The sequence below is a fragment of the Mycolicibacterium sp. HS_4_1 genome, from assembly GCF_054515875.1.
The window spans coordinates 4,341,474-4,364,572 of sequence record NZ_CM137261.1 but is presented as its reverse complement, the minus strand read 5'-3'; the positions used below and the strand labels follow the sequence as shown (position 1 = coordinate 4,364,572).

General features: G+C 66.9%; 23 protein-coding genes. 20 read left to right on the top strand and 3 right to left on the bottom strand.

All coding sequences use genetic code 11. The annotated features are described in order from the left end of the window. Positions 1–169 precede the first annotated feature (169 nt). Positions 170–391, top strand: a complete 222-nt coding sequence (locus ACX12F_RS21035; protein ID WP_459370443.1) for a WhiB family transcriptional regulator — start codon at positions 170–172, stop codon at positions 389–391. Between the two features lie 21 nt (positions 392–412). On the opposite strand, the gene ACX12F_RS21030 is transcribed toward ACX12F_RS21035, so the two are convergent. Further along, complete coding sequence (locus tag ACX12F_RS21030; protein ID WP_138231813.1) at positions 413–835, bottom strand: metallopeptidase family protein; 423 nt, start codon at positions 833–835, stop codon at positions 413–415. A gap of 119 nt (positions 836–954) precedes the next feature. Here ACX12F_RS21030 and ACX12F_RS21025 point away from each other — a divergent pair, with 119 nt between their 5' ends. From ACX12F_RS21025 to ACX12F_RS20970, 12 genes are all read left to right on the top strand, one after another. Continuing rightward, positions 955–1,386 carry a DUF3499 domain-containing protein gene (locus ACX12F_RS21025; protein ID WP_459366280.1) on the top strand — a complete coding sequence of 144 codons (432 nt, stop codon included), beginning with the start codon at positions 955–957 and terminating at the stop codon, positions 1,384–1,386. A 116-nt stretch (positions 1,387–1,502) separates the two neighbouring features. Further along, a complete protein-coding gene (locus tag ACX12F_RS21020) occupies positions 1,503–2,882 on the top strand; it encodes a phosphomannomutase/phosphoglucomutase (RefSeq protein WP_459366279.1) in 1,380 nt (459 codons plus the stop codon). Next, positions 2,879–3,970: a TobH protein gene (locus ACX12F_RS21015; protein ID WP_459366278.1), complete on the top strand. Its 1,092-nt coding sequence runs from the start codon at positions 2,879–2,881 to the stop codon at positions 3,968–3,970. The genes ACX12F_RS21020 and ACX12F_RS21015 overlap by 4 nt, the downstream gene beginning before the upstream one ends. 5 nt (positions 3,971–3,975) lie before the next feature. Then, positions 3,976–5,202, top strand: a complete 1,227-nt coding sequence (gene manA / locus ACX12F_RS21010; protein ID WP_459366277.1) for a mannose-6-phosphate isomerase, class I — start codon at positions 3,976–3,978, stop codon at positions 5,200–5,202. A gap of 21 nt (positions 5,203–5,223) precedes the next feature. After that, positions 5,224–6,135 carry a cation diffusion facilitator family transporter gene (locus ACX12F_RS21005; protein ID WP_459366276.1) on the top strand — a complete coding sequence of 304 codons (912 nt, stop codon included), beginning with the start codon at positions 5,224–5,226 and terminating at the stop codon, positions 6,133–6,135. A gap of 182 nt (positions 6,136–6,317) precedes the next feature. After that, positions 6,318–7,511, top strand: coding sequence for an alkane 1-monooxygenase (locus ACX12F_RS21000; protein ID WP_459370442.1), 1,194 nt, complete (start codon positions 6,318–6,320; stop codon positions 7,509–7,511). 2 nt (positions 7,512–7,513) lie between these two features. Continuing rightward, the gene (locus ACX12F_RS20995) at positions 7,514–7,687 is read left to right on the top strand and encodes a rubredoxin (RefSeq protein WP_459366275.1); all 174 of its coding nucleotides are present in this window, start codon (positions 7,514–7,516) and stop codon (positions 7,685–7,687) included. After that, complete coding sequence (locus tag ACX12F_RS20990; RefSeq protein ID WP_459366274.1) at positions 7,684–7,869, top strand: rubredoxin; 186 nt, start codon at positions 7,684–7,686, stop codon at positions 7,867–7,869. Before ACX12F_RS20995 ends, ACX12F_RS20990 begins: the two co-directional genes overlap by 4 nt. Next, positions 7,866–8,522 (top strand): TetR family transcriptional regulator AlkX, encoded by a 657-nt coding sequence (gene alkX, locus ACX12F_RS20985; protein ID WP_459366273.1) that lies wholly within the window; start codon positions 7,866–7,868, stop codon positions 8,520–8,522. Before ACX12F_RS20990 ends, alkX begins: the two co-directional genes overlap by 4 nt. Positions 8,523–8,621: 99 nt before the next feature. Then, positions 8,622–10,082 carry an adenosylhomocysteinase gene (ahcY, locus tag ACX12F_RS20980; protein ID WP_459366272.1) on the top strand — a complete coding sequence of 487 codons (1,461 nt, stop codon included), beginning with the start codon at positions 8,622–8,624 and terminating at the stop codon, positions 10,080–10,082. Positions 10,083–10,358: 276 nt separating this feature from the next. After that, on the top strand, positions 10,359–10,880 hold the full coding sequence (locus ACX12F_RS20975; protein ID WP_459366271.1) for a hypothetical protein: 522 nt from the start codon (positions 10,359–10,361) through the stop codon (positions 10,878–10,880). A gap of 57 nt (positions 10,881–10,937) precedes the next feature. After that, positions 10,938–12,758 carry a CocE/NonD family hydrolase gene (locus ACX12F_RS20970; protein ID WP_459370441.1) on the top strand — a complete coding sequence of 607 codons (1,821 nt, stop codon included), beginning with the start codon at positions 10,938–10,940 and terminating at the stop codon, positions 12,756–12,758. A gap of 18 nt (positions 12,759–12,776) precedes the next feature. On the opposite strand, the gene ACX12F_RS20965 is transcribed toward ACX12F_RS20970, so the two are convergent. Further along, complete coding sequence (locus tag ACX12F_RS20965; protein ID WP_459366270.1) at positions 12,777–13,070, bottom strand: hypothetical protein; 294 nt, start codon at positions 13,068–13,070, stop codon at positions 12,777–12,779. 94 nt (positions 13,071–13,164) lie between these two features. On the opposite strand from ACX12F_RS20965, the gene ACX12F_RS20960 reads away from it, so the two are divergent. After that, entirely contained in the window at positions 13,165–14,850 is a 1,686-nt protein-coding gene (locus tag ACX12F_RS20960; protein WP_459366269.1) for an HNH endonuclease signature motif containing protein, read from the top strand. Between the two features lie 172 nt (positions 14,851–15,022). On the opposite strand, the gene dctA is transcribed toward ACX12F_RS20960, so the two are convergent. Further along, the gene (gene dctA / locus ACX12F_RS20955) at positions 15,023–16,411 is read right to left on the bottom strand and encodes a C4-dicarboxylate transporter DctA (protein WP_459366268.1); all 1,389 of its coding nucleotides are present in this window, start codon (positions 16,409–16,411) and stop codon (positions 15,023–15,025) included. A gap of 98 nt (positions 16,412–16,509) precedes the next feature. On the opposite strand from dctA, the gene ACX12F_RS20950 reads away from it, so the two are divergent. The 6 genes from ACX12F_RS20950 to hpf all read left to right on the top strand — a co-directional run bounded on the left by ACX12F_RS20950 (position 16,510) and on the right by hpf (position 23,020). Then, positions 16,510–17,139, top strand: coding sequence for a dTMP kinase (locus tag ACX12F_RS20950; protein WP_459366267.1), 630 nt, complete (start codon positions 16,510–16,512; stop codon positions 17,137–17,139). 87 nt (positions 17,140–17,226) lie between these two features. After that, positions 17,227–17,913, top strand: a complete 687-nt coding sequence (gene mtrA / locus ACX12F_RS20945; RefSeq protein WP_020102929.1) for a two-component system response regulator MtrA — start codon at positions 17,227–17,229, stop codon at positions 17,911–17,913. 43 nt (positions 17,914–17,956) lie between these two features. Further along, the gene (gene mtrB, locus ACX12F_RS20940) at positions 17,957–19,609 is read left to right on the top strand and encodes an MtrAB system histidine kinase MtrB (RefSeq protein ID WP_459366266.1); all 1,653 of its coding nucleotides are present in this window, start codon (positions 17,957–17,959) and stop codon (positions 19,607–19,609) included. Further along, complete coding sequence (lpqB, locus tag ACX12F_RS20935; protein ID WP_459366265.1) at positions 19,606–21,366, top strand: MtrAB system accessory lipoprotein LpqB; 1,761 nt, start codon at positions 19,606–19,608, stop codon at positions 21,364–21,366. The genes mtrB and lpqB overlap by 4 nt, the downstream gene beginning before the upstream one ends. 48 nt (positions 21,367–21,414) lie before the next feature. Then, the gene (locus tag ACX12F_RS20930; protein ID WP_459366264.1) at positions 21,415–22,044 is read left to right on the top strand and encodes a ComF family protein; all 630 of its coding nucleotides are present in this window, start codon (positions 21,415–21,417) and stop codon (positions 22,042–22,044) included. 307 nt (positions 22,045–22,351) lie between these two features. Then, positions 22,352–23,020, top strand: a complete 669-nt coding sequence (hpf, locus tag ACX12F_RS20925; RefSeq protein ID WP_459366263.1) for a ribosome hibernation-promoting factor, HPF/YfiA family — start codon at positions 22,352–22,354, stop codon at positions 23,018–23,020. Positions 23,021–23,099 lie beyond the last annotated feature (79 nt).

Here is a 23,099-nt window from a genome sequence, read left to right as displayed (position 1 = left end):
AATGTCTTACGAACACGCAGATTTCGATCATGTCGTTCCATTCGACGGGCGGATGCTCGGCTCTATTGGGACCGCACCGCACACGAACACCGGGCCTGTCCAGCACGTCGTCGCCGGACGGCCGCAGCTGAGTCTGGTGCCCGAGCACATCGACACCGAGCCCGAGCTCATGGAAGACCAGTGGCAGGAGCGTGCCCTGTGCGCGCAAACCGACCCTGAGGCGTTCTTCCCCGAGAAGGGTGGCTCGACCCGGGAAGCCAAGCGCATCTGCCTGGGCTGCGAGGTGCGCGACGCGTGCCTCGAGTACGCCTTGGCGCACGACGAGCGCTTCGGCATCTGGGGCGGTCTGTCGGAGCGTGAGCGCCGGCGGATCAAACGCGGCGTCATCTGACGCGCCGCCGTCGGATCCGGCCTAGTCGTCCAGGATGGTCGGGTCGATAACCGACGGCTCAACGCCGAGATAGGTGGCTACCTGCGCCACCAGAATTTCGTGCAGCAGGTCGGCGAGGTCAACGGAGTCCTTCGCCCTCCGCTCAATGGGCTTGCGGAACAAAAGAATTCGCGCCCGTGTCGAATTACCCCGGATATCCACCCCGGCCGGGATGAGCCGCGCCAGCGCCACCGGCCCGTCGGCGATCACTTCGGGCGGCCACTGGATCGCATCCGGATCCTTGGGGGAGATCCGCGGGATCTCGTCGACCGCGACATCGAGTCCGGACACCCGATTGCTCCAGCGGCGTTCGATCGGTTCGTACGCCTCCAGCACCGCCATGTCGAATCGCTCGGCGCGACTGCGCCATCCGGGAACGGTCGGGGGGAGGAGCGGGCCGCGCATGCCGCGACGGCGGCGCACACGCGAGTGGGCCATCGGCCGATAGTAACGGTTGGAGATCGACGTGCTCGTGACGCGCGTGTCCGGCGGTGGGCGCGTCGGCGGCGCGATAATCTCGCCGAGTGAATGTTCCCCGTCGCTGCTGCCGGCCAGGTTGCCCGCACTACGCCGTGGCGACGCTGACGTTTGTCTACTCGGATTCCACGGCAGTCGTAGGTCCGTTGGCCACCGCGTCGGAGCCGCATTCGTGGGACCTGTGCGTATCGCACGCGACCCGCATCACCGCGCCCCGCGGGTGGGAGCTGGTCCGCCATGCCGGTCCGCTGCCCACGCCCTCTGACGACGACGACCTCGTCGCACTCGCCGACGCGGTGCGCGAAGGCCGCGATTCGCCGTCTCGCGGAGGCATCCCAACAGGATTCACCGATCCGTTACCCGGCGGCCACGCCGGAGCCCACGGCGGCGCGGTCATGGCACCGCCGGTCCCACGCACGCAGCAGAACGGGCGTCGGCGCGGACATCTGCGGGTGTTGCCCGACCCGCCTGAGGGTTAGCGGCACAACTCCTGCCGGAACCCCACCGACCGTCCCCGGGCAGAAGAGTCAGCCGATAGGCTGACTCCAACAGGCCCGGCACGCAGTGGTCTGCGAACGATGAGATCGGGAGGGCTATGTCTCGGCCTGCTGCTTCTGTACAGCGCGTCATCAAGGCATATGACGTACGCGGGCTGGTCGGCGAGGAGATCGACGAGTCGTTCGTCGCCGACGTCGGCGGGGCATTTGCCCGGTTGATGCGCGCTGAGGGCGCCACCCGGGTGGCGATCGGCTACGACATGCGGCCCAGCTCACCGTCATTGGCCACGGCGTTCGCGGGCGGGGTCACCGCGCAGGGTCTGGACGTGGTCCGGATCGGGCTGGCGTCCACCGATCAGCTCTACTTCGCCTCGGGCCTGCTGGATTGCCCGGGCGCCATGTTCACGGCGAGCCATAACCCGGCCGCCTACAACGGCATCAAGTTGTGCCGCGCCGGTGCGAAGCCCGTCGGCAGTGAAACAGGTTTGGCCACCGTCGCTCATGAGGTCACGGACGGCGTGCCCGGGTATGACGGCGCCGCCGGCACGGTCGAGGAGCGCGACGTCCTCGACGAATACGGCGCCTTCCTGCGTTCGCTGGTCGACGTGTCGGCGCTGCGCCCGCTGCGGGTCTCGGTCGACGCCGGAAACGGGATGGGCGGGCACACCACCCCGGCCGTGCTGGGCTCGGTCGAGTCGATCACCTTGCTGCCGTTGTACTTCGAGCTGGACGGCACGTTCCCCAACCACGAGGCCAACCCGCTGGATCCGGCCAACCTGGTGGATCTGCAGAAGCATGTCGTCGCGAACGGTGCGGACATCGGCCTGGCCTTCGACGGCGACGCCGACCGCTGCTTCGTGGTCGACGAGAAGGGTGAGCCGATATCGCCCTCGGCCGTGACGGCGCTGGTCGCCGATCGCGAGCTGGCCCGTGAGTCCGGCGCGACCGTCATCCACAACCTGATCACCTCGCGCGCGGTGCCCGAGCTGATCGCCGAGCGCGGCGGCACGGCGGTGCGCTCGCGCGTCGGCCACTCGTACATCAAGGCACTGATGGCCGAAACCAACGCGATCTTCGGCGGTGAGCATTCGGCGCACTACTACTTCCGCGATTTCTGGGGTGCCGACTCCGGCATGCTCGCCGCGCTGCACGTCCTGGCTGCACTCGGGGAGCAGGATCGTCCGCTGTCCGAGCTGATGGCCAAGTACCAGCGGTACGAGGCGTCGGGCGAGATCAACTTCACCGTCGCCGACGCCCCGGCGTGCGTGCAGGCGGTCATCGCGTCGTACGGCAGCGAGATCGCCTCGACCGACGAACTCGACGGCGTGACCGTCGACCTCGGTGGCGGGCGCTGGTTCAACCTGCGCACCTCCAACACCGAGCCGCTGTTGCGGCTCAACGTCGAATCGCGTACTCGCGGGGAAGTCGACCAGATCGTCGAACACATCGCGGCGCAGATCAGGGCGTCGACCCCATGAGTGCCGCCCCGGCGACCCTGGACCTCGACGACGTCGACGGTCTGATCGCGGCCGACCGCGACGGCCTGCTGCGGGCGGCGTCGATGGCCGGCGCACAGACCCGCGCGGTCGCCGCGGCGCTCACCGAAGGCGAACTCGACGAGCTGCGTTCCGATCAACGTCCGCGCACCGTCACCTGGGTGTGCGGGCGCGGTGCATCCGGAGCGTCCGGTGCGGCGGGCACTGTGCTGGCCGCGGCGCTGGGGGCGACGTCGGCGATCCCGCTCGTGGTCACCCCGGACGTGCCGCCGTGGATCGGCGCGCTGGATGTCGTGGTGGTGGCCGGTGACGACCCGGCCGACCCGGCGCTGGTGGCCGCGGTCGCGACCGGGGTGCGCCGCGGTGCGCGGGTGATTGTGGTGGCGCCGGGCGTTGGTCCGTTGCGGGATGCCGCGGCCGGCCGCGCGGTGGTGCTGCCGCCGCGGCTGGGGGTGCCCGACGACTTCGGTCTCACCCGCTATCTGGCCGCGGGGCTCGCCACGATGATGGTCGTCGACCCGGCACTGCGCATCGACCTGAACGCCCTGGCGGACGAGCTGGATGCGGAAGCCCTGCGCAACAGCGCGGCGCGCGAGCTTTTCACCAACCCGGCCAAGAACCTCGCCGAGCGGATGTCGGGCCGGCAGGTGGTGCTCGCCGGTGAGGGCGCGGCCATGCTGGCTCTGGTCCGCCACGCTGCGACGGTGCTGCTGCGCGTGGCCCATCAACTCGTGACTGCGACCGGCGGGTCCGACGCCCTGGTGGCCTTGCACGGTGGGCTCGGCCGGCAGACCGTCGAAATGTCTTACGAAGACGCACTTTTCCACGACCCCGAGATCGACGGGCCCGTGCCGGCCCGGGTCCGCACCGTGGTGCTGTGTGCCGATGAGGACCGCCCCGGCGTGATCGCCCGGATGGACGCCCTCGGTGGTGACGTTGACGTGCTCAGCGCGGACGACGTGCCGGATGCGGGGCTACAGGTACCGGGTAGCAGTTTGGAACAACAGATCGCGATGCTGGCGGTACGGCTGGAGATGACGGCCGTGTACCTGAAACTGGTTCGAGGTTAGACAAAGTGCATCTGTTACGAGGCGCCGTCAGGAACTACGCCTGGGGGTCGCGTACCGCCCTGGCCGATTTCGCCGGAAGGCCCAGTCCGACAGCGCATCCCGAGGCCGAACTGTGGCTGGGTGCGCACCCCGGCGACCCGGCGCGCGTGGAGACGCCCCAGGGGGAGGCGTCGCTGCTCGAGGTCATCCGGGCCGATCCCGACGGTGAGTTGGGGCCCGAGGTCTGCGCCCGGTTCGGTGAGGTGCTGCCGTTCCTGGCGAAGGTGCTGGCCGCTGACGAGCCGTTGTCGCTGCAGGCGCACCCGAGTGCCGAGCAGGCCGCCGAGGGCTTCAACAGTGAAGAGCGCCAGGGCATTGCCGTCAATGCGCGCAACCGCAATTATCGGGACCGCAGCCACAAGCCCGAGTTGATCGTGGCCCTCGGCCCGTTCGAGGCGCTCGCCGGCTTCCGGCCCGTGGTGCGCACCGTCGAATTGATGAGGGCGCTGGCGGTGTCCGATCTCGATCCCTACATCAATCTGCTGGCCGGCCAGTCGGACGCGGCTGGGCTGCGGGCCGTGTTCACCACCTGGATCACGTTGCCGCAGCCTGATCTCGACGTGCTGGTGCCTGCCGTGCTCGACGGTGCGGTGAACTACATCCGTTCCGGGGCAACCGAGTTCGCGACCGAAGTCAAGACCGTACTGGAACTCGGCGAGCGCTACCCGGGTGATGCCGGGGTGCTGGCGGCCATGCTCCTGAACCGCATCAGCCTGGTCGCCGGGGAGGGTATCTACATGCCGGCAGGCAACCTGCACGCCTATCTGCACGGCCTGGGGTTCGAGGTGATGGCCAACTCCGACAACGTGTTACGCGGTGGTCTGACGCCCAAGCACGTGGACGTGCCCGAACTGCTCCGGGTGCTCGATTTCACCCCGACGGACGGCCGGCCGGTCCATCCGCGGCCGACCGATGGTGGCGTCGAGGAAGTTTTCGACACCCCCGCTTCGGAATTCGCGGTCTCGATCCTGCGGATCGACGGCGATCGATTGGGCGGCGAGGTCGAGGTACCCAACGGGCATGCCGGCCCGCAGATTCTGCTGGGCACGCAGGGCCGCGTGCAGGTGCATTCCGCCGGCGGCGAGCTGACCCTGAACAAGGGCGCCGCGGCCTGGATCGCAGCCGGGGAAGGGCCCGTGCGGCTGGTGGCCGACGAACCGTCGACGGTGTTCCGCGCGACGGTCGGGATCTAGAAACCTACGAAAGGGCAGGTCATGTCGGCCTCGGGGAGTGCGCGCGCGATCGTCGCGGCGCTGTTGGCCAATGCCGGGATCGCGGCGGCGAAGTTCGTCGGCTTTCTGATCACGGGCAGTTCGTCGATGCTGGCGGAGTCGGTGCACTCGCTGGCGGACACGTCCAACCAGGGACTGCTGCTGTGGGGGCAGCGGCAGGCGCGCAAGGACGCCGACCATCTGCATCCCTTCGGCTATGGCCGTAGCCGCTACTTCTATTCGTTCGTCGTCGCGCTGGTCCTGTTCAGCCTGGGCGCGATGTTCGCGCTGTACGAGGGCTATCACAAGATCACCCACCCCGAGCCGCTGTCGTCGCCCGTCGTCGCCGTCGCGATCCTGCTCGTGGCCATCGGCCTCGAGGGCTACAGCTTCAACACCGCGCTGACCGAATCGCGTCCGCTCAAAGGAGCCGGCAGCTGGTGGCGGTTCATCAGGACCTCGCGTAACCCGGAGCTGCCGGTGGTGCTGCTGGAGGACAGCGGCGCCCTGATAGGTCTGGTGCTGGCCCTGGGCGGCGTCGGCCTGTCGATGCTGACGGGTGATCCGGTGTGGGACGGCATCGGTACCGCGGCCATCGGTGCGCTGCTCGGCGTCATCGCGGTGGTCCTGATGGTCGAGATGAAGAGCCTGCTGATCGGGGAGGGCGCGACCGTCGACGAGACCGGCGCCATCCGCGCCGCACTGGAGCAGACGGCGCACGTCGACCGCGTCATCCACCTGCGCACCCAGTACCTGGGGCCGGAGGAGATGCTCGTCGGCGTGAAGATCGCGCTGGCCCCGAAGACCGACCTGGCGACAGTCGCCGCGACGATCGATGCCGCCGAGGTCGCGATCCGGGCCGCCGTGCCGAATGCCCGCATCATCTACATCGAGCCCGACCTCTACCGCGGCTGACCGGTGACGGCTGCCACAAGCCGTTTTACAAAATTGCCTCCAGTGTCTAGACGAGCGACAAATTGCGGTCTATAGTCAAGATCGCAAGTAGTCGGCAAACCAATGGAGGTGGACCCGTGTCAGTCGAGGTATCCGACGTCAACGCCCCGCAGTGGCGGGATCGCAAGCGTCATCTATGGCTCATGGGCCTGATCGCGCCCACGGCACTGTTCGTGATGCTCCCGCTGATCTGGGCGCTGAACCAGGCGGGTTGGCACGCGGCGGCGCAGGTGCCGCTGTGGATCGGTCCCGGTCTGCTCTACGTGCTGCTGCCGATCCTGGATCTGAAGTTCGGGCCCGACGGGGAGAACCCGCCCGACGAGATGATGGAGCAGTTGGCGAATGACAAGTACTACCGCTACTGCACGTACGCCTACATTCCCTTCCAGTACGCCAGCGTCATCCTCGGTGCGTACCTGTTCACCGCCAAGGACCTGAGCTGGCTCGGCTTCGAGGGCGGGCTGGCCTGGTGGGCCAAGCTCGGCGTCGCGCTGTCGGTCGGCGTGCTGGGTGGTGTCGGTATCAACACCGCGCACGAGATGGGGCACAAGAAGGAGAACCTGGAGCGCTGGCTGGCCAAGATCACGCTGGCGCAGACGTTCTACGGGCACTTCTACATCGAGCACAACCGCGGCCACCACGTCCGCGTCGCCACCCCGGAGGACCCCGCCTCGGCCCGCTTCGGTGAGACCTTCTGGGAGTTCCTGCCGCGCACGGTATGGGGCGCCCTGAAATCCTCCCTGGAGCTCGAAGCCCAGCGCATCCGTCGCCTCGGCCGCAGCCCGTGGGATCCCCGTACCTACCTCAAGAACGACGTCCTCAACGCGTGGCTCATGTCGCTGGTGTTCTTCGGCATCCTGATCGCGGTGTTCGGCCCGGCGCTCATCCCGTTCGTCCTCATCCAGGGCATCTACGGATTCAGCCTGCTGGAGTCGGTGAACTACCTGGAGCACTACGGTCTGCTGCGGCAGAAGACCGAGAGTGGCCGCTACGAGCGCTGCGCCCCGGTGCACAGCTGGAACTCCGACCACATCGTCACCAACCTGTTCCTGTACCACCTGCAGCGCCACAGTGACCACCACGCCAACCCGACGCGGCGCTACCAGACCCTGCGCAGCATCGACGGCGCGCCGAACCTGCCCAGCGGCTACGCCACCCTGATCGGTCTGACCTACATCCCGCCGCTGTGGCGCCGGATGATGGACCACCGGGTCGTCGAGCACTACGACGGCGACATGACCAAGGTCAACGTCCACCCGCGGGTGCGCGACAAGGTGATGGCCAAGTACGGAGCGGGTGTTGGCGATGAGCGCTCGCGCGCGGAGCAGGTGGCTTGAGTATGAGCGTGTACGTCTGCCCGGGCTGTGGTTATGTCTATGACGAGGCCAAAGGGGCGCCGCGCGAAGGATTTCCGGTCGGCACGGCGTGGGACGATATCCCCGACGACTGGTGCTGCCCGGACTGTGCCGTCCGCGAGAAGGTCGATTTCGAATCGGTAGGAGTGAGTTCATGAGCGAGTCGTTCAAGAAGTTCGTCTGCCTGCAGTGCGGCTTCGAGTACGACGAAGAGAAGGGCTGGCCGGAAGACGGCATCGCCCCGGGCACCCGCTGGGCCGACATCCCCGAGGACTGGAGCTGCCCGGACTGCGGCGCCGCCAAGGCCGACTTCGAAATGGTGGAGGTTGTGGCGTCGTGACCGCCGCGGCCGCAGTACCGGACGGACCCGAGGTGCCGCGCCCCGCGGCACCTCGGGTGCCGTACGCCGAGGCCTCGCGGGTCCTGCTGCGGCACTCGATCCTGGATGGCATGCGAGAGCTGTTGCTGGCCAAGGACTGGTCGTCGATCACGCTGTCGGATGTCGCCCGCGCTGCCGGGATCAGCCGGCAGACCATCTACAACGAATTCGGTTCACGGCAGGGGCTGGCCGAGGGCTACGCGATGCGCCTCGCCGACCGCCTGGTCGACGCCGTCGAGCACGCCATCTACGCCAACGTCGGTGACATTCATGCGGCGTTCCTGCAGGGCTTCCGGACGTTCTTCACCGAGTCGGCGTCCGACCCGCTGGTCATCTCGTTGCTGACCGGTGTCGCAAAGCCGGACCTGCTGCAGATCATCACCACCGACAGCGCGCCGATCATCTCGCACTGCTCACAGCGCCTCACGGAGGCTTTCCGCGGCAGTTGGGTGCAGATTTCCGACGAAGATGCGGGGGTGCTGGCTCGCGCGATCGTCCGACTCGCGATCAGTTATGTGTCAATGCCGCCGGAAGCGGACCACGATGTGGCCGCTGACCTGGCCCGGCTCATGACGCCGTTCGCCGACCGTTACGGTAGTAGAGATACCCCGTAGCCGTCAGCGCGCCATTCGAGAAGGTTTCTTGGCGCCTGTCCCGCGAGCCCGCAGGCCATGGGGTCACTTCAGTGGAACGAATGAATGGGGCTCTAATCCATGACGGAATTGAAGGCAGACGTCCGTAACGGCATCGACTACAAGGTTGCCGACCTGTCCGAGGCCGAGTTCGGCCGCAAGGAGATTCGCCTCGCCGAGCACGAGATGCCCGGCCTGATGGCGCTGCGCCGTGAGTACCACGATGTCCAGCCGCTCAAGGGTGCGCGCATCTCCGGCTCGCTGCACATGACCGTGCAGACCGCAGTGTTGATCGAGACGCTGACCGCTCTGGGCGCTGAAGTGCGCTGGGCGTCGTGCAACATCTTCTCCACCCAGGACCACGCGGCCGCGGCCGTCGTCGTCGGCCCGCACGGCACCGTCGAGGACCCCAAGGGCACCCCGGTCTTCGCCTGGAAGGGTGAGACGCTGGAGGAGTACTGGTGGTGCGCCGAGCAGATGCTCACCTGGGACGGCGAGCCCTGCAACATGATCCTCGATGACGGTGGCGACGCCACCATGCTGGTGCTGCGCGGCGCGCAGTGGGAGAAGGCGGGCGTCGTGCCTCCGGCCGAGGAAGACGACTCGGCCGAATGGAAGGTTTTCCTGGAGCTGGTCCGCAACGGCTTCGAGAACGACAAGACCAAGTGGACCAAGATCGCCGAGTCGGTCAAGGGTGTCACCGAGGAGACCACCACGGGCGTGCTGCGCCTGTACCAGTTTGCCGCTGCCGGTGAGCTGGCGTTCCCGGCCATCAACGTCAACGACTCGGTCACCAAGAGCAAGTTCGACAACAAGTACGGCACCCGCCACTCGCTGATCGACGGCATCAACCGCGGCACCGATGTGCTGATCGGTGGCAAGAAGGTGCTGATCTGTGGCTACGGCGACGTCGGCAAGGGCTGTGCCGAGTCGCTCGCCGGCCAGGGCGCCCGCGTGCAGGTCACCGAGATCGACCCGATCAACGCGCTGCAGGCGCTGATGGACGGCTACGACGTGGTGACCGTCGAGGAGGCAATCGGCAACGCCGATATCGTGGTCACCTCGACGGGCAACAAGGACATCATCCTGCTCGAGCACATGAAGGCCATGAAGGACAAGGCCATCCTGGGCAACATCGGCCACTTCGACAACGAGATCGACATGGCTGCCCTGGAGAAGTCGGGTGCCACCAAGCTGAACATCAAGCCGCAGGTGGATCTGTGGACCTTCGGCGACAGCGGCAAGTCGATCATCGTGCTGTCCGAGGGCCGTCTGCTCAACCTGGGCAACGCCACCGGCCACCCGTCGTTCGTGATGTCGAACTCGTTCTCCAACCAGGTCATCGCGCAGATCGAGCTGTGGACCAAGAACGACGAGTACGACAACGAGGTCTACCGCCTGGCCAAGCACCTCGACGAGAAGGTCGCGCGCATCCACGTCGAGGCTCTCGGCGGCTCGCTGACCAAGCTGACCAAGGACCAGGCCGAGTACATCGGCGTCGACGTCGAAGGCCCGTACAAGCCGGAGCACTACCGCTACTGAGTCTGTTTGCGCTGTTCGCGCGAGCACACGCGAAAACCCCCTTTTCCCTCGGGCATCGGGGGTTTTTGCTTGTTCGCGCCGGTCTGCGGGACACTTCGAACCGGCACATCTTGCTGAATTAGCTCATGGCAACGGTTGGAGCCTGCCTACTGGGCAAAGCCAAAATTACAGACCGCACGGCACGGCTTTGGTGTTTGCTGAAAGATCCGCTGGCGATTCGGATATCGGCGGTAGAATTTCTGCACACCAGGGCACCCTCGTGAAGGGACGTCGGCCATGCGGAAGAACCGATGGGGAACAGTCATTGCGTTGCTGGCTGTGGTCGGGTCGGCGTTGACCGGCTGTGACAGCGTCAACCTCGGCAGCCTGGACGTCTTCGGCACTGCGTCGCAGACGGTGAAGGGCCCGCCAATTCCACCTCAGATGGTTCGGCATGATGTGCAGCAATTGATCTGGCAGTTCCCGCAATTGCGCAAGCCCGACGAAGCGGTGTGGGTCACCTGGAACAACAGCGGCGATCCCAGTCAGGCCGGCAAGGTGAACTGGATCGACGCGGTGGTCAAACTGTCGCCTGCCGAGACCTCTCGGCTGTTGGCGGAGTACCACCCGGTCGCCACCGACCGGCAACCGACGGTGCAGAAGGTCCTGCAATCGGAGTTGCCGGACGGTCCATACCTGTCTGGTCCTGAGCTGAACAAGCTCTTCTCCAGCCCAACCATGTCCACCCAGGCGTTCCTCGACCGAGACCACAACATCCTGGTGCTGACGACGACGTCAGGTGGACGCGTCCTGCCGTAACCGTCAGGTTTGGCAAGGTACTAGCGTGGGAGCGTGCGCGCGCTGATCCGCCTGACGGTGTTCACGGTGGTGCTGGCCCTGCTGGCTGCCTGCAGTGCGGACCGCCCGCCCGGCTCTCCATTTCCCGCTGCAGCGGGTAGGGGCTCGTGCGCCGTCGATACCGAACGCGATGTCGGCGCGACCATGCGCGACGGTGTCGTGCTGCGCGCTGATGTCTACCGCCCGCGGACCTCCGACCCCGTGCCGGTGCTGCTGATGCGCACGCAGTACGGCAAGTCCGGGGCGCAGACGTCGCCCGACCGGTACCAGCCGCCCGACTGGTTCGCCTCGCACTGTTATCTCGTTGTGGTGCAGGATGTTCGGGGCCAGGGGAGTTCCGGCGGGGTGTTCAGTGAGTTCACCAACGACATGGCCGACGGTTACGACACCGTCGAGTGGGCCGCCGGTCTGCCAGGGGCGAACGGCAAGGTCGCCATGTACGGATCGTCGTATGTCGGTGCGACGCAATGGCTTGCAGCGGTGACGGCCCCGCCGCATCTGGTCACGATCGCGCCCGCCAATACGGCGTCCGATTACTACGACGGCTGGACCTACGAGGGCGGCGAGTTCCGCCTGGCATTCGTACAGCCGTGGGCCATCGAGTCGATCGCGCTCGGTGCCGCCGAGAACCGTCGGGATGCCGAAGCGCAGCGGCTGTTGCGGGACGCGGCAGCCGATCCGACGCGGTGGTTGAATTTCCGCCCGCAACAGGACCTTCCGCCGATGCAGCCCCATAATCCGGCGGTGGCGCCGTGGTACTTCGACTGGGTCCGGCACAACACGCGCAACGCCTTCTGGCAGCGGCTCAGCATCCGCGATCGGTATCCTGCGGTACGAATTCCGGTGCTGCACTTCGAGGGTTGGTACGACGCCTTCCTGGCCGGCGGCATCGAGAACTTCGCCGGGATGGTGGCCCACGGCGGCAACGACGTTGCGCGCGCGAACCAGCGTCTGGTGATCGGGCCCTGGGATCACGTCGCGTGGGGGCGCCCCGATTCCGAGCCCGCGCCGATGCTCAAAGACATCGGGGCGGTGGGCAACAGCCCCATCAACGAGCTGATGCTGGCCTGGTTCGACCACTTCTTGAAGGGAGTCGACAACGGTGTGGCGGGCAAGCCGCGCGTCGATTACTTCGCCATGGGTGCCAACACCTGGAAGACCGCCACCAATTGGCCGCTGCCGCAGACGCAATGGATCAACTACTACCTGTCCGGCGCCGGGGGCATCGCCGACCGCGACGGCAAGCTGTTGCCGGTGTTGCCGGCGGCGCAGCCTCCCGACACCTACACCTACGACCCGCTGAATCCGGCACCGAGTGCGGGTGGGCATTCCTGTTGCAGTGCGAAGTCCGGTCCGCAGGGGCCCTACGACCAGACGCCGGTGGAGCAGCGCTCCGATGTGCTGGTCTACACGGGCGATCCGGTGGCCCATGACACCGAGATCACCGGGCCGTCCACCGTGACGCTGTGGGCCCAATCCTCGGCTGTGGACACCGATTTCACGGCCAAGCTGGTGGTCGTCAAGCCCGACGGTACCGCGGTCAACCTCAACAACGGGATTCTGCGGGCGTCGTTCCGGGACTCGCTGTCGGCGCCCACGCCGGTCGTGCCCGGGCAGCCGTACCAGTACCGCATCCAAATCTGGCCCACCAGTTACCAACTTAGTGCGGGGGACCGGGTGCGGGTGGAGATCTCCAGCAGCGACTACCCGCAGTTTGCACCCAACCCGAACACCGGGGCGCCGTTCGGCCGCGACGCCGCGACTGTCGTGGCGACGCAGACCATCCTGCACGATGCGGCGCATCCGTCATCGATCACGTTGCCGGTGATCGCGAACTGAAAGCCGTTATTTTCTCGGCTATTTGGTGCAATCCAGTGACACCGTGATGGTCCGCCGCACCACGATGGGGACAACGACATCGTGGCCGTGGCCGTTGTCCACGCGAATGAGCCTCGTCTCCTCCTGTGGGTTCCGGATGCTGGTCACCACACACCGATCCAACGGCGCGGCGCCCACCCGGTCGACGTTGACGTGGAATCCCTCGGCCTCCAACCGGCCGATCGTGACGATCGCAGACTCCGCCTGCGCCTGTGCGATGGGCGCCAACGCGGCAGCGGTGGCGGTGGTCAGGATGATGAGTGCGGTACGCATGACGGTCCTCCGGTCCTGTATCGGTGACACGTACCGGTAGGGAAAAACGTTCGAATCGCGGCGCTTGTCAGATCCGCCTGGCATAATAGAACGTATGTTCGAACATGTGGGGATCGGGGCTGGCGGTGCGCTGGTCCACGATGCCTCCGTGGTTGACGCGATCATCCATTTCGCGCGGGTGGAGGCGGTATCGGCCTCGGGTCGTTTCGCGGCGATCGCTGATCTGGTGGCGTTGCGGGTTGATGGTCAGGGTGATCGGCAGTGGTGGGCGTGTGATGGTTGGGATGCCGCGGTCGCTGAAGTCGGGGCCGTGCTGGGAATCGGGCGCAAGGAAGCCTCCGGGCAACTGTCTGTCGCGGTCGCATTGCGAGACCGGTTGCCGAGGGTGGCGGCGGTGTTCGCCGATGGCGGGGTGTCGGCGCGGACGGTCGGGACGATCTGTTGGCGCACCCGGCTGGTGGAGGATCCCAACACGTTGGCGGTGATCGATGCTGCTCTGGCGGGGGCGTTGTGTGAGTGGGCGGGGTTGTCTCGCAAGAAGATTGAGAAGAAGATCGACGGTTGGGTGCACAAGTTCGACCCGGCTGCGGTGCTGAAGGTGCGGTCGGTGGCCCGCTCGCGTGGGGTTGGGGTCGGCAAGCCTGATGATGAGACCGGGGTGGCGTCGATCTGGGGTGCGCTGCTGGCCACCGACGCTGAGTTGTTCGATCGGGCCTTGACTGCCCTGGCGGGCCAGGTGTGCGAGAACGATCCGCGTACGTTCGCCCAGCGCCGCGCGGATGCGGTCGGGGTGCTTTCGGTGCGTGGGGACCGGTTGGCCTGCCTATGCGGCATCCCGGACTGCCCGGCCGCTGGGCCCGACGCCCGCGCCACCGCTGTGGTGATTCACGTCCTCACCGATGCGCTGCCCGCGCCGGTGGCTGATCGGTTGCTCAGCGGGGATCCGGCTGCGCCGCTGACCCCGCCCGTGCCTGAGCCCGAGGCTGAGTCGGTCATCGAGACGACACCCGACATTCCGGCCGCGGCAGATGTCGCGCCCACGCTGGTGCCCGACGCGGCAGCGACGCCGGTCGCGGCCACCGCTTCGGCCAAAGTCTCGGCTCCGGTGCGCACGCCGGTCGGCTACATCCTCGGTGGCGGCGGGGTCCCGCCGGCCGTGCTCGCGGACTTGGTGGCCCGCGGGGCCAAGGTCCGCACGGTGGCTTCAGCCACCGGATTGGGTGGGGTAAACCGCTACCGGCCGTCGGCCGCGGTTGATGAGTTCGTGCGGATGCGGGCGATGACGTGCATGTTCCCGGGCTGCGATCAGCCGGCCACCGCCTGCGACCTCGACCACACGATGCCGTGGCCGGGCGGGCCGACCCATCCGGGCAACTTGAGCCCGAAATGCCGCAAACACCACTTACTGAAAACCTTCTACGGTGGGCCCGACGGCTGGCGTGACCGACAACTCGCTGACGGGACGATTGTGTGGACTGCACCCACTGGCCACACGTATACCAGCGTGCCCACGAGTCGAATCCTGTTCCCCGACAAGGTCACCGACACACCGCTACCGGATCCGCCGCCGCCGGACGGCACTGATCTGGATACCCCACCGGCGCCGGGGCGCGGTGTCATGATGCCCGTTCGGCGGCGCACCCGCGCCCAGAACTCGGCGCAGCAGATCGCCTACGAACGCGCCCTCAATGAAGCCGACATCGACGCTCGCGAAGCCGAAGAACAACAGGAATCGACCGAACACCCGCCCGCAGATAGCGACATCCCACCACCACTGTGAGTGATGCGTGGATACCCCTGAAAAAGCAAGACTTTCAGGGGTATCCACGCATCAGCATTGACGACGGTGAACCATTGCTGCCCAAGTTCAATGCCCGATATTGCGTCATCGACCAACACCATTCGCAGCCAACGGCGTTCGGTTTCCGACGCACCGCTGTTCCGGACGTAACTCAGGTGGGCGACCACGCTGGTGGCGTCACGGCCGTATCCCTCATGGGGTCGGGGTCGTCGAGCGGGGGAACTTCTTGGCCGTCGAGGACCTTGCGCAGACGGTCTTTGTCGAGCTGTCCCTCCCAAGCGGCCACCACGAACGTCGCGACGCAGTTGCCCAGGAGGTTCACCGAGACGCGCATCGAGTCCATGATGCGGTCGGCGCCCAGGAGTAGCGCTACCGCGGCGACCGGGATGGACCCGTGGCCGATGGCGGCGACGGTCGCTGACAGGGCGAGGAATGACGAGCCGGGAACTCCGGCCATGCCCTTCGATGTCAGCATCAGCACCAGCACCGCGGTGATCTGCTCACCAACGCTCAGGTTCACGCCCAATGCCTGGGCCAGGAACAGCACACAGATCGAGAGGTAGAGAGTCGCTCCGTCGAGATTGAACGAGTAGCCGGTCGGCACCACCAGACCTGTCGTGGTGCGGGAACAACCGGCATTGGTCAGCTTGGACATGATCCGCGGCAACACGACCTCGGTGGAAGCGGTGCCCAGGGCAAGGAACAACTCATCCTTGATGTAGACCAAGAATCTGTACAGGTTGACCCCAGCGAAGACCTTCGCAACAACCCCGAGGACCAAGATGAAGAGGACGGCGGCGAGATAGCAAGCGCCGATCAGCTTGGCGAAACTCCCCAGGGAGCCGATGCCGTACTGGCCGATGATGTAGGCCATTGCCCCGAAGGCGCCGATCGGCGCAAGTCGCATCACCCAGCCGATGACGGTGAAGAACAGGTGGCTCAGATGGTCGACGATTTCGAGGACGACGGGCGGGCCCTTCTCGCCGAACTTTGCCAACGCCAGCCCGAACAAGACGGCGAAGAACAGCACCTGGAGCAGATTGTTCTCGGTGAACGCCTTGAACACCGACTCCGGGATGATGTCCAGCAGAAAATCGGCGGTGTGCGGCAATTCCTTGTTCTGCGTCTTCTTCGCGATTGCGTCGGCCCCGGCCGCCAGGGTGGCGGCGTCGACATGGAAACCTGCGCCGGGTTTGACGACGTTGCCGATCACCAGACCGAAGAGCAGCGCGAAGGTGGTCACCACCTCGAAGTAGATCAACGCTTTCACGCCGATTCGGCCGACTGATTTGAGATCACCGACGTGCGCGATTCCCAGCACGACGGTGCAGAAGATGATCGGCGCGATCAGCATTTTGATCAGCTTTATGAAGCCGTCGGCGAACGGCTTGAGGTCGGCGCCGACTTTCGGCTGCAACCAGCCGACCAAGATCCCGGCGATGATCGCGACGAGCAGTTGCACGAAGAGCGACGTGTACCAAGGTGCCTTGGTGGCGAGTCGGATCATCTCGCTTTTGGGTGGTTCGATCTTGGTCGCCATCGCGCGAAAGTACTGATCCGCCGTCACCGCACGATTTCTGCGATGTTTCTGTGAGGTCGCGCAACAGATATATCGGATTGAGCAATTAGTCTCGCCACGTGCTGATCGCAATCGAAGGCGTGGACGGTGCAGGGAAGAACACTCTGACCCAGGGGTTGCGGGCGGAGTTCGAGGCCCGCGGCAAGTCGGTGACTTCTGTGGCGTTCCCGCGATACGGCCGTTCGGTCGAGGCGGACATCGCCGCCGAGGCGCTGCACGGCCGCCACGGAGACCTCGCCGACTCGGTGTATGCCATGGCGATGCTGTTCGCGCTCGACCGCGCGGGCGCCAAGGCTGAGATCGCAGCGATGAACGACGCGCATGATGTTGTGATCCTCGATCGGTACGTCGCTTCCAACGCCGCGTACAGCGCGGCGCGGCTGCATCAGGACGCGGACGGCGACGTCGTGGCCTGGGTGCGGCAGCTGGAGTTCGAGCGGTTGGCGTTGCCGGTGCCGGACTGGCAGCTGTACCTGAACGTGCCGACCGGCCTCGCCGCGGAAAGGGCGGCGCGCCGGGAAGCTCAGGACGCCGCCCGGACTCGGGACGCCTACGAGCGCGACGGGGGTCTGCAAGACCGCACAGCTGCGGTTTACACCGCGCTGGCGGCTGAAAATTGGGTCGGCCGTTGGGCTTTGGTCGCTCCGGACGTGGACCCGGGGGAGTTGGCCACGACGCTGCTGGGCTGATCCGGTCGCGGCGTTTACCAGCCAGTTGTCAGGCAAGTGGCAAAACACCCATCGGAGATCACGGCTTTATCGCAATCTGGTGACACCATGGACGCCATGAGGCAACGCATTCTGGTCGTCGACGACGACCCATCTCTGGCCGAGATGCTCACCATCGTGCTGCGGGGCGAAGGCTTCGACACCGCCGTCATCGGTGACGGCAGCCAGGCGCTGACTGCGGTCCGTGAGCTGCGCCCTGATCTGGTGTTGTTGGACCTCATGCTGCCTGGGATGAACGGCATCGACGTGTGCCGTGTGCTGCGCGCCGACTCGGGCGTGCCGATCGTCATGCTGACCGCCAAGACCGACACGGTCGACGTGGTCCTGGGCCTGGAGTCCGGCGCCGACGACTACGTCATGAAGCCGTTCAAGCCGAAGGAGCTGGTGGCACGCGTGCGGGCGCGGTTGCGCCGCAACGACGATGAGCCGGCAGAGATGCTGTCCATCGCCGACGTCGACATCGACGTGCCGGCCCACAAGGTGACCCGTCAGGGTGAGCAGATCTCGCTGACACCGCTGGAGTTCGACCTGCTCGTCGCGCTCGCCCGCAAGCCGCGCCAGGTCTTTACTCGTGACGTGCTGCTCGAACAGGTGTGGGGCTACCGGCACCCGGCAGACACCCGCCTGGTGAACGTCCACGTGCAGCGGCTGCGGGCCAAGGTCGAGAAGGACCCGGAGAACCCACAGGTGGTGCTGACCGTTCGAGGAGTGGGATACAAGGCCGGACCGCCGTGATCGGACGGCTCGTCGAGCCCGAGCCCGTGACCGCAGGGCGCCGGTGATCTGGGGATCCCGGCGCCGCATCCGTGGCGGTTTCGGCTCGGGCGCTTTCGTGCGCGGATTGGGCGCCGTCGGCCGGGTGGTCGGTTACGCCTGGCGCCGCTCGCTGCAACTGCGTGTGGTGTCCCTGACGCTGGGGTTGTCGCTCGCTGTCATCCTGGTGCTGGGTTTCGTGCTGACCAGTCAGATCACCGACCGCATCCTGGAAGCCAAGGTCCGCGCCGGTACCGAGGAGATCGAGCACGCCCGCACCACCGTGAGCGGCATCGTCGGTGGTGAGGAGACGCGCTCGCTGAACAGCAGCCTGCAGTTGGCGCGCAACACCCTCATCGACCGTAAGGTCGATTCGGGCTCACGCCTGGCGGGTGCGTTCGACGCCGTGCTCGTGGTCCCCGGCGACGGTCCGCGCGCGGCCACGTCGGCCGGGCCGGTGGGGGAGATCCCGAACTCGCTGCGCGACTTCGTCAAAGCCGGCCAGGTCAGTTACCAGTACGCGACCGTCCACACCGACGGCTTCTCCGGTCCGGCGTTGATCGTCGGCAGCCCGACGTCGTCGCAGGTCACCAATCTCGAGCTCTACCTGATCTTTCCGCTGAGCAACGAAGAGAGCACCATCGCGCTGGTGCGTGGCACCATGGCCACCGGTGGCATCGTGCTGCTGGGTCTGCTCGCGGCCATCGCGCTGCTCGTGGCCCGGCAGATCGTCTTGCCGGTGCGCTCGGCATCGCGCATCGCCGAGCGGTTCGCCGAGGGCCACCTCACCGAGCGCATGCCCGTACGCGGCGAGGATGACATGGCGCGCCTGGCGGTGTCGTTCAACGACATGGCCGAAAGCCTGCACAAACAGATCACCCAGCTCGAAGAGTTCGGAAACCTGCAGCGCCGCTTCACCTCGGACGTCAGCCACGAACTGCGGACGCCGCTCACCACGGTGCGCATGGCCGCGGACCTGATCTACGACCACAGTGAGGAACTGGACCCGGCACTGCGCCGCTCGACCGAGTTGATGGTCAACGAACTCGACCGCTTCGAGACGCTGCTGGCCGACCTGCTGGAGATCTCCCGGCACGACGCAGGCGTGGCCGAGCTGTCGGTGGAGTCGGTCGACCTGCGCGACACCGTGCAGAGCGCTCTGGACAACGTCGGGCACCTGGCAGACGACGCGAACATCAAGCTCGCCGTGCATCTTCCGGACGAGGCCGTCATCGCCGAGGTGGATCCGCGCCGGGTGGAGCGCATCCTGCGCAACCTGATCGCCAACGCGATCGACCACGCCGAGAAGAAACCCGTGCAGATCAAGATGGCCGCCGATGTGGATACCGTGGCAGTGACGGTCCGCGATTTCGGCGTGGGTCTGCGACCCGGCGAGGAGAAAATGGTGTTCAGCCGGTTCTGGCGGTCCGACCCTTCGCGGGTGCGGCGCTCCGGCGGCACCGGCCTCGGGTTGGCCATCAGCATCGAGGACGCCCGCCTGCACCAGGGCCGGCTGGAGGCCTGGGGCGAACCGGGTCACGGCGCCTGCTTCCGGCTCACGCTGCCGCTGGTGCGTGGCCACAAGGTGACCACCAGCCCGTTGCCGCTCAAACCCACTGGGCCCAAATCGGTTACGGCCCTTTCGTCCGGTGAGCTGCCGGCGGGGGAGTCGTCGTGAAAGGGGCATTGGCGGTCTGTGCGGTGCTCCTGCTGGTCCTGACCGGATGCGCCGGCGTCCCCAACTCGTCCGCGCCGCAAGCCGTGGGCACCGTCGACCGGCCGGCACCGCGCAATCTGCCGACACCGTCTCCCGGCATGGACCCCGACCTGCTGCTGCGCGAATTCCTCAAGGCCACCGCCGATCCCGCGAACCGGCACCTCGCCGCGCGCCAGTTCCTCACCGAGTCCGCATCGCGCTCGTGGGACGACGCCGGTAGCGCCCTGCTGATCGACCGCGTCGTGTTCGTGGAAACCCGCGGCACCGACAAGGTTTCGGTGACCATGCACGCTGACATCCTGGGCTCGCTGTCGGACGTCGGGGTCTTCGAGACGGGGGAGGGCGCGCTGCCCGATCCGGGGCCCATCGATCTGGTGAAGACCCCGCGAGGGTGGCGCATCGACAAGCTGCCCAACGGGGTGTTCCTGGACTGGCAGCAGTTCCAGTCCACCTACAAACGGGACACGCTCTATTTCGTCGACCCGACCGGCAAGACCGTCGTGCCCGACCCGCGCTACGTCGCGGTGTCCGATCCAGACCAGCTGGCCACCGAACTCGTCACCAAGCTCCTGTCCGGGCCGCGGGCCGAGATGGCCGGCAGCGTGCGGAATCTGATGGCCGCGCCACTGCGGCTGCGCGGCCCGGTGACCCGCGCCGACGGCGGCAAGACCGGCGTCGGACGCGGGTACGGCGGCGCCCGCATCGAGCTGGAGAGCTTGTCGACGACCGACCCGCACAGCCGGCAACTGCTTGCGGCGCAGATCATCTGGACGCTGTTCCGGGCCGGGGTCAACGGTCCGTACGTGATCAACGCCGACGGTGCCGCCCTCGACGACCGGTTCGCCGAAGGCTGGAACACCTCCGACGTCGCGGCGACCGATCCGGGTGCCGATCCGGGTGCTGCGGCGGGCCTGCATGCCCTGGTGGGTGGCTCGCTGGTGTCCCTGGAAGGCGAGGGTGCACCGCGGGTCGCCGGGGCCTTCGGGCAACTGCCCGGGCAGACGTCGGCCGCGCTGTCCCGCAGTGGGCAGGAGGTCGCCTCGGTGGTGACGTTGCGCCCGGGTGCCCCCGACATGGCGCAGTCCCTGTGGGTGGGCCCGGTCACCGGTGACGCCGCGCAGGCGCTCGACGCGCACACCCTGTCGCGGCCCAGCTGGTCGCTCGACGACGCGATCTGGATCGTGGTCGACGGCGCCAACGTCGTCCGGGCCATCCAGGAAGCGGCGTCGGGCCAGCCCGCGCGTATCCCCGTGGATTCGTCGGCCGTGGCCACCAAGTTCCCGGGCCCGATCAGCGGGCTGCAGCTGTCCCGCGACGGCACCAGGGCCGCGATGGTGATCAACGGTCAGGTGATCCTGGCCAGCGTCGAGCAGGGTCCGGGCGGTCAGCTCGCACTGACGTACCCGCGCCGGCTCGGGTACGGCCTGGGCAACACGGCGCTGGCGCTGTCGTGGCGCACCGGTGACGACATCGTGGTGACGCGTACCGACGGGGCGCATCCGGTGTCGTACGTCAACCTCGACGGCGTGAACTCCGACGGGCCCACGCGGAATCTGGCGGTCCCGGTGTCCACGGTGGCGGCCAACACCTCGACCGTGTACCTCGCCGACCAGCGCGGTGTCCTGCAGCTGTCGGGTTCGGCAGCGGACAACAACCTGATGTGGACCGATATCCGGCCGCTCATGGTCGCCGGCGCGTTGCCGGTGCTGCCGGGCTGAATCGGCCGCTGAGCCTGCGCTGTCGTACCCCCGCGCCATGCTGGTCCCATGCTCGACCTCGTCCTGCCCGTCGAATGCGGTGGCTGCGGCGCGCCGTCGACCCGCTGGTGTCCCGCCTGCGCGGCGGAACTGACCGTCCGCCCCGACGAGCCGCACGTGATCACGCCGCGGGAGGATCCCGGGGTGCCGGTCTTCGCGCTCGGGCGTTACGCCGGGGCCAGAAGGCGCGCGGTCGTGGCGCTCAAAGAACATGGGCGCACGGACCTCGTGGCGCCGCTGGCCGACGCGGTCGCCGTCGCGTTACACACCCTGGTCGCCTGGGGCCTGATCGTGCCGCCGCTGACGGTGGTGCCCGCGCCGACCCGGAGCCTGGCCGCCCGGCGCCGCGGCGGTGACCCCGTGGCGAAGATCGCCCACGCGGCGGCTGCGGCCCTGCCGGGAGTGACGGTCCAGCCGGCGCTGGCCATGCGGGCCTTCACGCGTGACTCCGTCGGCCTGTCCAGTGCACAGCGACAACGCAACATCAACGGCCGGGTCCGGCAGCGGGCACCGGTGCGCGGAGAGGTCGTGGTGTTCGACGACGTGGTGACGACGGGCGCGACTGCGGCCGAGTCGATTCGGGTCCTGCAAACATCCGGAGCCCAGGTCTCCGCGGTGCTCGCAATAGCACACGCCTGAGCTTCGAGACGGTAGGACACGGCCGGGAGACCACCTACATCAACTCGAGATGAAGTTCTCAAAACCGGTATGCGAAATCAGTGGCACGACTAGGTGAACTCGGACTACCGTCGGCTGCAACCACCCGTGAAGCCTCACGGCGGTACCGGCATATTCACTCGGTACCAAATCGCTGACAGCGGTAGGAGGTGAGTACTCAACACCTTGCGCCGGGCTGCGGCGACTTGCAGACCCGCTCGGCGCGTAGTTCAGACCGTGTGCAAGAAGAGTCACACGTGCACTGCGAGAGAGAAGCGAGTTGCTAAGCATGACAACCCAATCCGTGGATTCCGCCCGCTCGACCATGTTTGCCGACGACACTGAGCCTGTGCCCGAGCCGCACGCCGACGTCGTCGTCAAGGGCCGCAACGTCGAGGTCCCCGAACACTTCCGCATCTACGTTTCCGAGAAGCTCTCCCGGTTGGAGCGTTTCGATCGCACCATCTACCTGTTCGACGTCGAACTCGACCACGAGAAGAATCGGCGCCAGCGCAAGAACTGCCAGCATGTCGAGATCACGGCACGCGGTCGCGGGCCGGTCGTGCGTGGCGAAGGCTGCGCGGACAGTTTCTACGCGGCCCTCGAATCGGCCGTCGGCAAACTCGAGAACCGGCTGCGCCGCAGCAAGGACCGCCGCAAGATTCACTATGGCGACAAGACTCCGGTGAGTCTGGCCGAGGCGACGTCCATCCTCCCGCCCGAGGACCTGCCCGCGGCGTCAAGCTCGTCGGCCGGCACGGAGCTCGACGACCACATTCCCGGCCAGGTGGTGCGCGTCAAGGAGCACCCGGCCAACCCGATGACGGTCGACGACGCGCTCTACGAGATGGAGCTGGTCGGACATGACTTCTTCCTCTTCCATGACAAGGAGAGCGACCGGCCGACGGTGGTGTACCGCAGGCACGCCTACGACTACGGGTTGATCCGCCTGTCCTGACGTTCCACCGATGCGCCCCCGGCCGAACCGCCGGGGGCGCACTTTTATCTGCCGATTCCCCCGGTCACCTACGATGGTC